This is a genomic window from Bradyrhizobium lablabi (assembly GCF_900141755.1).
GTDB lineage: Bacteria > Pseudomonadota > Alphaproteobacteria > Rhizobiales > Xanthobacteraceae > Bradyrhizobium > Bradyrhizobium lablabi_A.
In genome coordinates this window covers 7041639-7053365 of record NZ_LT670844.1, presented here as the reverse complement: position 1 = coordinate 7053365, position 11727 = coordinate 7041639, and the positions used below count along the sequence as shown (strand labels likewise).

The 11727-nt window shown below is 61.8% G+C and carries 10 protein-coding genes; 8 read left to right on the top strand and 2 right to left on the bottom strand.

The window, feature by feature from the left end; all coding sequences use genetic code 11:
• Positions 1–20 precede the first annotated feature (20 nt).
• The 5 genes from B5526_RS32780 (at position 21) to B5526_RS39275 (ending at position 3452) form a co-directional block, all read left to right on the top strand.
• Complete coding sequence (locus B5526_RS32780) at positions 21–1097, top strand: YeiH family protein (RefSeq protein WP_079543837.1); 1077 nt, start codon at positions 21–23, stop codon at positions 1095–1097.
• 4 nt (positions 1098–1101) lie between these two features.
• Positions 1102–1980, top strand: coding sequence for a LysR family transcriptional regulator (locus tag B5526_RS32775; RefSeq protein ID WP_079543836.1), 879 nt, complete (start codon positions 1102–1104; stop codon positions 1978–1980).
• A gap of 144 nt (positions 1981–2124) precedes the next feature.
• A complete protein-coding gene (locus tag B5526_RS32770; protein WP_079543835.1) occupies positions 2125–2379 on the top strand; it encodes a type II toxin-antitoxin system VapB family antitoxin in 255 nt (84 codons plus the stop codon).
• Complete coding sequence (locus tag B5526_RS32765; protein ID WP_079543834.1) at positions 2379–2774, top strand: type II toxin-antitoxin system VapC family toxin; 396 nt, start codon at positions 2379–2381, stop codon at positions 2772–2774. The genes B5526_RS32770 and B5526_RS32765 overlap by 1 nt, the downstream gene beginning before the upstream one ends.
• A 480-nt stretch (positions 2775–3254) precedes the next feature.
• Positions 3255–3452, top strand: a complete 198-nt coding sequence (locus B5526_RS39275) for a hypothetical protein (RefSeq protein ID WP_244562118.1) — start codon at positions 3255–3257, stop codon at positions 3450–3452.
• Here the strand turns inward: B5526_RS39275 and B5526_RS32760 are convergent.
• Entirely contained in the window at positions 3449–4921 is a 1473-nt protein-coding gene (locus B5526_RS32760; protein ID WP_079543833.1) for an aldehyde dehydrogenase family protein, read from the bottom strand. The genes B5526_RS39275 and B5526_RS32760 overlap by 4 nt on opposite strands.
• Positions 4922–5149: 228 nt before the next feature.
• Between B5526_RS32760 and B5526_RS32755 the strand changes: the two genes are divergently transcribed.
• Together B5526_RS32755 and B5526_RS32750 are read left to right on the top strand one after the other, a co-directional pair.
• On the top strand, positions 5150–6205 hold the full coding sequence (locus B5526_RS32755) for a helix-turn-helix domain-containing protein (RefSeq protein WP_154071569.1): 1056 nt from the start codon (positions 5150–5152) through the stop codon (positions 6203–6205).
• Between the two features lie 244 nt (positions 6206–6449).
• Positions 6450–7760 (top strand): PQQ-dependent sugar dehydrogenase, encoded by a 1311-nt coding sequence (locus tag B5526_RS32750; protein WP_079543831.1) that lies wholly within the window; start codon positions 6450–6452, stop codon positions 7758–7760.
• A gap of 509 nt (positions 7761–8269) precedes the next feature.
• On the opposite strand, the gene B5526_RS32745 is transcribed toward B5526_RS32750, so the two are convergent.
• Positions 8270–9808 carry a L,D-transpeptidase gene (locus B5526_RS32745; protein WP_079543830.1) on the bottom strand — a complete coding sequence of 513 codons (1539 nt, stop codon included), beginning with the start codon at positions 9806–9808 and terminating at the stop codon, positions 8270–8272.
• Between the two features lie 491 nt (positions 9809–10299).
• Between B5526_RS32745 and B5526_RS32740 the strand changes: the two genes are divergently transcribed.
• The gene (locus B5526_RS32740; protein ID WP_079543829.1) at positions 10300–11475 is read left to right on the top strand and encodes a peptidase M15; all 1176 of its coding nucleotides are present in this window, start codon (positions 10300–10302) and stop codon (positions 11473–11475) included.
• Positions 11476–11727 lie beyond the last annotated feature (252 nt).

Here is an 11727-nt window from a genome sequence, read left to right as displayed (position 1 = left end):
AAGCAGACGGAGTCCAACTCATGACCAGCACTGAATTGACCGGGCCGCTGAACGAACAGGCCGGCGCCCGCGCCCCCCTCCCCGCCCGGCGCCGGTTCACAAGCCACGCCCTCGAAATCCTGCCGGGCCTAGCCTTGAATTCAACGATCGCGGGCGCGGCGTTCGCGCTGAGGCTGCTGCCGGGCATGGCGACGTTCAGCCCGATGATTCTTTCGATCATGATCGGGATCGCCTATCACAATATCGTCGGCACCGCGGCCTGGGCGAAAGCCGGCGTCAGCTTCAGTCTCCGCCGGCTGCTTCGTCTCGCCATCATCCTGCTCGGGCTGCAACTGACCTCGCACCAGGTCGTCGAGATCGGCGGCCGCGGTCTCGGCATTATCGTCACGACCGTGCTTGCCACCTTCGTCCTTACGATCTGGATGGGCAAACTGCTGGGGGTCGAAGCAAAACTCACGCAATTGATCGCGGCCGGCACCTCAATCTGCGGCGCTTCCGCTGTCATCGCCACCAACACCGTCACGGATGCCGACGACGAAGACGTCGCCTATGCGGTCGCCTGTGTCACTGTGTTCGGATCGGTAGCGATGTTTTCCTACCCGCTGCTGCCCGGCCTGTTGCACCTCGACCCGCATGCGTTCGGGCTATGGTCCGGCGCCTCGATCCACGAAATTGCGCAGGTGGTTGCCGTGGCGTTCCAGGATGGACAACAGGCCGGCGAGTTTGGAACGATCGCCAAATTGTCGCGCGTCATGCTGCTGGCGCCGATGGTGATTGCGATCGGGGTGCTGGCCGCGCGCGGCGTAAAGGGCGGCAAATCCGCCGGCGCACCGTCGGCGCGGCCGCCGGTGCCATGGTTCGTGCTCGGCTTCGTGGCGCTGGTCGGGGTCAACAGTATTGTGACGATCCCCCTCGAAGCCAAGGCATGGGTCGTTGCCGCGACGACATTCCTGTTGTCTGTTGCACTCGCCGCGATGGGGTTGGAGACGAGCATCGGCAAGCTGGCGGCGAAGGGCATTCGCCCCGCTCTGCTCGGCGCCTTCGCCTTCCTCTTCATCGCCACCTTCAGCCTCACGCTGATCAAATGGATGGGGTAGTCAGATGACCTTGGAGCAGCTTCGCATTTTCATCGCGGTCGCGGAAAAACAGCACGTCACGCAAGCGGCCAGCGAACTGCATTTGACCCAATCGGCAACGAGCGCTGCGATCGCCGCGTTAGAGGCACGTTACGGCATAAAGCTGTTCGACCGCGTCGGCCGCGGCATCGCGCTGACCCAGACCGGCCGTGATTTCCTCAATGAGGCCCGCGCGGTGGTGGCGCGCGCCAAGGCCGCGGCGCAGGTGTTGAATGATCTCGCCGGCCTCAAGCGCGGCTCGCTGGCGCTGGCGGCAAGCCAGACGGTTGCAAATTACTGGCTGCCGCCCCGCATCGCGGCCTTTCGCAAAACCCATCCCGGCATCGACCTGCGCGTGAGCATCGCCAACACCGAACAGGTCGCCCATGCCGTCCATCGAGGGGATGCGGATCTCGGCTTCGTCGAGGGCGAAGTCGACAATCCCGCACTCGCCGTCCGCAAAATCGAAGGCGATTCGCTCGCCATCGTGGTCGGCGTCAACCATCCCTGGACCGGCCAGGCACGCATCACGCCAAAACTACTGACAAAAACCTGCTGGATCCTGCGCGAGCCGGGCTCGGGCACACGATCGATGTTCGAGGCCGCGCTGAAGAAATTCGACATCAAATTGTCGGACCTCGATATCCGCCTCGAACTGCCATCGAACGAAGCGGTGCGCGTTGCCGTGGAATCCGGCGATTGCGCCACCGCGATCTCCGATCTGGTGGTGGCGCCGTCGCTCGCCGCCGGCACGCTCCATCGCGTCAAGATCGACCTGCCGAAGCGCGCGTTTTACGCGCTGCGCCACAAGGAGCGCTATGCCAGCCAGGCGGAAAAGGCGCTGCTGGCGTCGTTTCGGATGTGAGGGGGATGCAGCGATTATCGCGGCATGTCCTTAGAGATAACCGAGGCGTATGTTCTTTATTTGTTCTATTAGATATTCACGAAGAACCCTTGTGCGGAAACTAGGTAGAAGGTACCTATTTAGGTACTAAGGAACCCAAAACTTATGGCCCTGAGCATTAAAGACCCTGAAACTGAGCGCCTCGCCCGAACCCTCGCGCAGCTCACGGGGGAGAACATTACGACGGCGACCAAACGTGCCATCGAGGAGCGGCTGCGCCGGGTAGGCGGCCATTCCCGCAAGGTCACCCTGCTGGAGGATCTGGCCGAAATCCGCAGGCGCTGGAGCGCGTTGCCGGTCCTGGACGACCGTACGCCGGAGGACATCCTCGGTTATGACGAAAATGGATTGCCGCGCTGATGGTGATCGACACATCCGCAATCGTGGCGATCGCGCTCAACGAACCTGATGCGGCAGACTTCGAAGAACGGATCGCCGATGATCCGGTCCGGTTGATTTCCGCGGCAACCGTGCTCGAAGCCACGATCGTGATCGAGACGCGGCTCGGCGACGCGGGCGGACGGGAATTTGATTTTTGGCTGCTCAAGGTCGGGGCCGAAGTCGTCCCGGTCGATGTCGAACAGGCCGATGCGGCGCGCCGGGTCTGGCGCCGGTACGGCAAAGGACGTCACGCTGCAGCGCTGAACTACGGAGATTGCTTTTCCTATGCACTGGCGCGGACCCGCGGCGAGCCACTGCTGTTCAAGGGAGAGGACTTCGCCAGGACCGACATCAATGCAGCACGTCAGGCCTGATCGCCACGCAGTTGATGAAGGGACGATAGGTCATCGACAGCGGCGACGGCGAACCACCTGCAACAACCACGACGACGGCAAACAAGATGCGCAGATAAAGCGCATCAAACAGGCGGCCAAAAGGTAAACGTCTGTCAGAATGAACAGCCGGGTTTGTCAGAATGAAAACTGGCGGTTTCGAGAAGTGCTGCCTACCTGAATTGGAGCAACGCGCGAGAGATTTTCACGCGCCAACGGTGTCATCATTCAATTGCCGCCGTCCTGGCATCTTCTCTTGTTTGTTCCTGCTTGGCGGTGTCAATAGCGTTCATAATGCACCTTGCCCGCTCAACAGCAGCGCGGTCGGCTTCCCTGCCTTCGAGAATCTTTCGAAGCTCTGCGAGTAAGAGGCCTTCGATTTCTTCCAACAAATAGTGATAGGAGACTCATCAATAAATTTGCTTCGGATCGCGATCAAAGCTCGTTGGCGAAGAGATCGCGATGGAGAAAGGCGACTGTCTGTATTTCTCTGGCGAAACATCTCGCCAAGTTCGCAGTCTTGGCCGGCAGAAAGCAGAAGTTCTGGTGGTCATCGCCCTGGCGCAGCCCGACCGTGCATCGAGACTCCGTAACGAAAGCACGACCTGCCGTGCATTGATACACGAGACAGGTCGCCTCGAAAAAAAGCTGTGCCGTTAGATCGGAAAGGCGCGCTGCCCCCGTTGCACCGTGATCCATTTGAGCTCGGTCATTTCCTCCATCGAGAAGCGACCGCCTTCGCGGCCGTATCCGCTGTTCTTGACACCACCAAACGGTACATGCGGCTCGTCGGAAACCGTACAATCATTGAGGTGAACCATTCCGGACTCGAGCCCGAACGCCAGGTCGAGAGCCTTCTGCATGTTGTTGGTTATCACACCCGATGAGAGCCCGTAGTCGGTGGCATTGGCAATCTCGAGCGCCTCTTCGTGGTCGCGGACCTTGATGATCGACGTAACCGGGCCGAAGCTTTCTTCGTGAAAGATGCGCATGTCGGAAGTGACACCGCTGAGAACGGTCGGCCAATAATACTGATCCTTGTGGGTGGCCCCGCACATCAATTTTGCGCCCTTGCTAACGGCGTCTTCGACATGGCCATCGATCACGGCACACTGGGTACCCCGGATCAGCGGACCGATGACCGTGTCGGGCTCACGGGGATCGCCCACCTTGAGGCTTTGAGCGACGGCGGCGAAGCGCTCGCAAAAAGCATCGAATATCGGTTCTTCGACAAGAATGCGCGAGTTCGCCATGCACACCTGGCCTTGATGAAAGAAGATTCCGAACGCCGCGGCTTTCACAGCATAATCCACGTCCGCATCACCCAGGACGATCAATGGACTTTTACCACCCATCTCAAGCGTAAAGCGCTTCAGGGTTTTTGCAGCTTCCACCGCAAGCATGCGACCGGTGTGCGTCGAACCGGTGAAAGTGATCATTCGCACGCGGGGATCTGCGAAGATCGCCGCTCCGATCTCGGCCGCCGGTCCCGGAATAACGCTGAGCAAACCGTGCGGCAGGCCGGCCTCGTCGAACACTTCCGCAATCTTTAGTCCGGTGACAGGCGTAAGTTCTGAAGGCTTCAGAACAAACCCGTTGCCCGCAGCCAACGCCAAAACGACTTTCTTCATGGCGAGAAGAAAGGGGGCATTAAACGGCGCGATGCCTGCGATCACGCCGAGGGGCTGGCGAATGGTGAAGCCAAATTGCCCCGGCGCCGTCAGCGGCATGGTCTCGCCCGGCGACCTGCGCATTTCGGCGGCTGCCGTTCGCAACAGGTCAAAGCAATAGCCGACTTCAAAACCTGCTTTGCCGAAGACCGATCCGGATTCGGCGACAAGGACTTCGGTGATATCCTTGGCCTTTGCCGCGAGCACATCGGCAGCCCTTAAGAATACGGCCTCCCTCGCGGATACCGGCGTCTCGAACCAGGCCTTGTATGATTTGTGGGCGGCGGTGATGGCCTTTTCCGTTTCGGCCACGCCGGCCTGCTGCACGCGTGCAAAAAGCTCCCCTGTCGCAGGATTTGTGCTTTCCGTGGTTTCGTTGCGCAAGGAGCGCGTCCACTGACCGGCGATGTAGAGGTTGTAATTTGGTATTCCGTTGATCATCTCGAACGATGCGGACATTCAACGCTCTCCTTGTGACGGCCGGCCCTTGTGACGGTTGGCGATGTCGCCAGCCAACAAATGACGGGATCGAAGCTTGCTCAAACAATAGGCTGGATTGGATCGGGAGAGATGTCTTGACAGGTTGCGGCCCGGATTTGACTTAAACTCAGATTTTTCGTCGACAGTCTGGGCGCCTCATGGTTAGATATTTTGGCTTGTAGCAATCGAATTTCACCGAGGTCCCCCGTGACTTCGCTGCCCGGCACGATACGGCAAGGCAAGGACGCCCCGCCGCCCGACTCTGCGAAAGTCGCTGGCTTGCTGACCACAGCGAGCGTTCCTGCGGCCCAGCGCCTCGACTTTTGGCGTGAAGTTGTTTGTCATACGATAGCGGGTGTTGAAGCGAACGCGCTGACTGAGGAACACCCCTATGCGGGTGCCATCCATGCCCAATCAATCCCTCTTGCGCATATGCCGAGCTTCGATCTTGTTCACGTCGAAGCTGATCCGCAGCGGGTCAATCGCACCCGCGCGTTGATAAGCATCCAGCCCGAGCCGACGTGGCTTCTCATGGTACAGGGCAAAGGGACATGCACGATACGCCAGGCTGAGCAACAGACAACGCTTGAAACCGGGGATATTGGCTTTCTCGATACGGCCCGGCCATACGAAGTGATTTTTCCGCAGACCTTCAAGCAGAGCATTTTAAGAATGCCGACTCCGCTATTTCATGACATCGTTCCAAAGAACCGCGACCTGGCGGGGATGGCTCTCTCTGGCGACGATGCGCTGACCGCAATTGCCCGTCAAAATATCGTTCTTCTCGAACGCTTCGTCTCCGCCATCGAACCTATGCTTTTGCCCGCCGCCGCGAATCGCGCGCTCGATCACCTTGCATTGGCCACGCGGAGCTTTTTCGAAGGCAATATCGGACGCCGCGGCCACAACGCATCGGCGTTCTACTTCGCGCGTGCATGCGCCTATATATCGGAGTCGCTGGGGGATCCGTTTTTATCTATTGAAAAGATCGCCGAGGCTGTCGGGCTCTCCAGTGGCCATCTCCAACAGGTCTTTCGGCAAAGTTCGGGCGGTACGGTCGGTGAATATGTTCGTGAGCGGCGTCTCGCGGGCTGCCGACGCGACCTCGCCGATGCCAGTCTCGCTCACCAAAGCATTACGTCGATCGCATTCCGCTGGGGCTTTTCGGAATCGAGTAGTCTCAGCCGCGCCTTTCGCAATGCTTTTCAAACAAGCCCGCGCCGATACCGGAATGCCAGCAGACAGGATGCGTCTGGATCCTGAAGTGTGCCGGCGAAAGTCGAAGATGAATCGGGGAGGCCAAACTACTACGTCGCCCATGGCCGCTTAAACCCTCGCTCTCTCAAGACTCTTCCTCAAACCAACGACAGAGTGGCCGTCCCGGGGGCCCGTCCTCTGCGTTGCCGGCGCTATGGGAATGCGCTCCAGGTGCCGGTGAGCTCGCACGTCGACGGTTTTAACGCGCCCTCGTGTCGGATAGTGTGCGCGCGATCAACAGGGGAATGACATGAACTTGTCCGGCATTGTTGCACGAATAGTCGCGCTGATCGGCGCCGCCGCGCTGCTGTGGCGCCGGTTGCAGGGCGCAGCGCCCGAGCCGGCCTGGGGCCGCGCTCCGGTGGTTCCAGTGGCGAAGCCGCAGGGCACTATACCGACGCTCAAGATGCCGACGGCGAGGGGGTGGACCGACGGGCAGAAGCCGGTGGCAGCGCCGGGGCTCAAGGTCAATGCGTTTGCGACCGGCCTGGAACATCCGCGCTGGATCCACGTGCTGCCCAATGGCGACGTCCTCGTTGCCGAGTCGACGCAGGTCCAAGGACCGGTCCGGAGCGTGTTCGGCTACGCGATGCAGGCCACGATGAGACGTGCCGACGCCCTTGGCGTCAGTGCGAACCGCATCACGTTGCTGCGCGACACCGATAGCGACGGCATCGCCGAAAGGCGCGAAACTTTTATGGAGGGGCTGAACCAGCCGTTCGGCATGGCGCTGCTGGGCGACACCTTCTATGTCGGCAACACCGACAGCGTGGTGGCCTTCCCGTATGCGGCGGGCGCGGACCGCATCGCTGCGCCGGGGCGGAAACTCATCGAGTTCAAGCCTGCCGGGCATTGGACGCGGAGCCTGCTGCCGAGCCCCGACGGTGAGAGGCTCTATGCCGGGGTTGGCTCGCTCACCAATATCGCCGAGAGCGGCATGGAAGTCGAGGAAGGCCGGGCCGCCATCTATGAGCTCGATCTTGCGCGCGGCACCAGCCGCATCTTTGCCAGCGGCCTGCGCAATGCCGTGGGCCTCGCATGGGAGCCACAGACCGGCGTGCTTTGGACCGTGGTCAACGAGCGCGATGGCCTGGGCGACGAGACACCTCCCGACTATCTCACCTCGGTCCGCGATGGGGGTTTCTACGGCTGGCCCTATTGCTACTGGGGACAGACGGTGGACGATCGGGTACCGCAGGATCCGACCGCGGTAGCAAGGGCCATCACGCCGGACTACGCGCTGGGCGGGCACACCGCGTCGCTGGGTCTATGCTGGCTGCCGGCCGGCACGCTTCCAGGCTTTCCGGACGGCATGGCCATCGGGCAGCACGGCTCCTGGAACCGCAGCACGTTGAGTGGCTACAAGGTCGTTTTCGTGCCGTTCGCGAACGGGCGCCCGGCCGGGCCGCCGCGGGATATTCTGACGGGGTTTCTCGCACCGGATGAGCGGGAGTCCTATGGACGACCAGTCGGGGTAACACTCGGGCCCGACGGCTCCGTTCTGGTGGCGGACGATGTTGGCGATGTGATCTGGCGTGTAACGGGCGAGCGGCAGGGCTGAACGAGCCCGCAACGCTTATGTCGGAGAACGTAAGGGTCCGCCTGCTGAGCCCATCGCCGTCAACGCATGAGGCACGTATGCACGTCCTCTCAATCCTTGGTTCCTGCGCCGAAATCGCGTGCCGTCATCTTGGTGTTGAACTTCGATGCACTTGAGGGGCACGGAGACCTCAATGTGATCAGGTGGTTGCCGGCCTCACCGCAGCTCTGGGCGCTCTCGGCTGCGATGCTGCGATACTCGCAAGGGAAGCGATGAAGTCACGGAGGTAGCGTCGCTTTTTTTCGCTGATGTTGCCTATTGGGCACGTAACACACGTCGAGGTTTCGCGAACGTCAGCTTTGCGCCAAAGGTCGCCATTCCCGCAAGTTCGATTTTTGGCAGGTTTGAGACATGCCGCCCGGCCGGGACGATGTCCGTTCCCGGGGGAAGATCGGAAGTCGCCGCCCAGCGGTCGAATTGGCGCGATTGACACGGAGCGGACATGCGGCCTATGCGCGGCGTGCCGCGTCTTACCACCAGCCCCGTTGCACCGGATAAGAGTACTGGCCGCCGCGCCGGCGCGTATTGCCGGTTTGCGGGTCCGGATTGCGCTGGAAAAAGAAGCCAAAGCCGCCGTCGCCCCAGGAGTTGCCGCTCGCAACGAGGACATCGGCCGTAGGCCGGCGCGTCACGAAGCCGCCCTGGGGCTGGTTGTTCAGCACCGCGACGAACTCCGTGCGATAGTTGGTCTCGCGGCTCAGCGGCTCGTCCGAGACGACGATCGAGGATCGCGGCACTGCGGTCGGCGCGATGCGATCGAGCACATCCTGCGGGATGGTGATGCGGTCGAGCGCGTCCTTGGCGTCGTCCCCGTTGTCGATCGTGACCGCGGTCCAGCGCAGGCCCGCATCGTTGCGCGCCATCGCCGTGAACACATGCGTGCCGATCGGCTTGTCGGGATTGCGGATCGTGACCGGAACCTCAATGGTCGTATCGAACACCTCGCCCCCGTCCGGCCACGGCTTATGCGTGTTGCGCCGTACGTAAAGCTTCTGCGTCGCGCGGCTGATGTAGACCGAGACCGGCTCGAGCGCGAGCTTCGCCTCGCTCGCCGCCTTGGCGGTGTCGGCCTTCCTGGTCGCGGCCGCCTTGGCGGCGTCCTTTGCGGCGGCGGCGGCGTCGAGCTTCGACTTCGCGTCGGCCCTGGCGGTGTCGAGCTGCGTCCCCGCTTCCGCAGCCTTGGGAGCGGCCTTCTGCTTCAGATCCTCGGCCCGCGCCTTGGCTTGGTCCGTCTTTGCGGCGGCGAGCGCCTTGTCGGCGAGCGCGAGCTCGGCGTCGGCGCGGGTCTTGAGCCATTCCAGCTTGCGCAGCGACGCCGTGAGCGATGCTGTCTCACGCGCCGCTGTCGCGGCGGCTTTCTTCGCCTCGTCGGCCGTCTTGGCGGCCTCCGCGGCCTCCCGGGCGAGCGTCTCGGCACGCGCCGGAGCCGCCGCGACGGCCTCCGGGCTCGGCACGAATAGCGCCGTGTGGGAAAACTCGACCGGGGCCGCGTCGTTCGGCGCGATGATCACCCGCATCCCGATCCGCGTCTTGTCGAACAGCTTCTCCGCAAAGTCGTAGGGCATCCGCACGCAGCCGTGCGAGGCCGCATACCCGGGCAGCGGCCCGCCGTGCAGCGCGATGCCGTTCCAGGTGAGGCGCTGCATGTTCGGCATCCAGGCATCGTCATAGAGGCTCGAGTGGTGGTCCTCGTCCTTCTCGAGGACGGCGAAGACGCCGGCTGGCGTCTCGCGTCCCGTGGTGCCGGTCGACACCGGCGCGCGCAGGATCCAGCCGTCGGCGTCGTAGAAAGTGACCTGCTGGGTCTTGATCGACACGATCGCCATGATCGGCTCGCCTGCATCGCGCGGCGCCGTTGCCTCGGTGGGGGGCGCGGGGCGCGCCTGTCTCGCCGCGGCGTCGGCGGTCAGCGCCGTCAGTGCGGCCATCGCCGCGAGCGTCACAATGGCGAGAGGCCCCCAGCGCCGCATCGCCACGGTGGATTGCGCCGTCGTAAATCGATTCACCATGCTATCCCCGGTCGAAATGCCTCTCCGCGCTTGCGTGGATCAAGTATCAGATCGCGATTTTGGAATAACTAACGGCCGCCACCATCCACGCCAATTCGCTCCTGGGGTTATCGGCACGTTCCGGCGGCAAATCTCTCATATACGACAGCCTGCGTAGGAGGAAGGGTGGCTCGCGGCTGAAATTGGAACGGACATGGCGTTATGTCCGAGTTGAGTCCGGTATGCGATCAATAGCGGACCTCGAACATGCCAGGTTGAAAGTCTCGTTCCCATGTTTCGGGCCTGTGTGCTCACCCTTTATGGTGATCGTAGCCCATCGAGCGGGCGTTCGCAGGCTTGCCGCCTGCCGTTGCACACATGCAACACTTCCGGGAAAAGCACACGACCTGCCCGTTTGCGCCATTGCGCGGCCATTACCTTGTCCGAACAATCAGCGGCGTCCGCATGCTTGGCTGTGCAATCCGGTTCCGATGCAGCCTTTGGAGGCTGGGATGATGAACCCGCGGCGACTTTCGACAGTGCCGGCGCCATTGTTGCGATCGGTCATTCTCGCGACCGGGGTTGTCGGCTTGCTTGCTGCCTTCGGGCCTGCAGGAATCCAGAACACCGGCGAGGCGCCACGCAAGGACATCAGCGCTCCTTCTCTCTCCACCGAACTGGAGCTCGCCGGTGCACCGCAGCCAAGCTCGATGCTTAATGACGATCTCGGTCAAACCGATGTAGCGATGGCCGAGCTATCGCTTGCGGGAGCAGTCGCCGACGCATCAATCGCTCTGAACAAGCCGGAGCCGGTTGTCGAAACGGCCTCGACCAATTCGCCGGATGTGCCGCCAGCCGAACCAGCGCCTGTGCAAGTCGCAATGGCGAATCCGTCGGATCTCGAACCTGGCGACGCCGGCAAGGCCGTGAGCTCCATCGAAGCCGTGAGCTCCATCGAAATCGTCGACGAGTGCCTGGTCGTGGACATCTGCGTCGATCGATATCTGTGGGCGCTTTATCAACGGACGCCCAAGGAGGACACCATCAAGGAGCTTGAACGGAGGAACGTCACCGTCAAGCGGAAGGGCAAGATGGTGACTGTCGCCAGAACCTTCACCAAGCTCGTCGATGAAGATTTTGGGTGGAAGGATCCGAAGGCGGCGGAACGAGCCGGCATGTCGATGATGGACTACGTGATCGGAGGCATGGATCGGAGCTTCAAGCTAAAACTGTTTCATACGCTTCACGCGGCGGAGGCGGCGGGCCTTTCGCCCGGCATTACCAGCGCGTTCCGTGATGACTACCGCCAGTTGATCGCAAGCGGCCTCAAGGCGGCGAGCAACAGGTCGTATCATGGCGGGAGCTCCCGCGGTGGCTATGGGCATGGGCTTGCGGCCGATATCGTGAGTGTCCAGGGCGGAACTCGCGACCAGCGATGGGCTTCCTCCGAAAAGCTCTGGAAGTGGGTTGATGCGCATGGGAAGGAGTTCGGAATCGGGCGCCCATATCTCGGCAGGGACCCGCCGCATGTCGCACCGGTCGACGGCCAGGAATATGCCGCGCACAACCGCGGCTCCAAACACGCGGGATCGGACGTGAAGAAGGTGAAGCGCGTGGCCATACGGGATGATCCGAGTCTCGCGAAGCGCCCGAGAGCTGCAGCAGCCTCAAAGATGAGAACGAGCTGAGCGCCCCGGTTCCGATATGAGGCTCGCAAAATAAAAAATCCGGGAAGCCGTGACTTCCGTTGTTGGCACCTTTCGCCGACCGTTTTGACTAACGTCGGCTATCAGGGGAAAAGCGGAAGTGACTAGGACATCGTAAAACTGCCGCGAATGGCACTAGCCGACATCCATGTGTCGCGAATGTCCGCTTTGCGCCAGAACCGGACGTTCACTGCTAGTCTGCATTCGCGGTCATTTCTGCGAACTTGCTGGTTG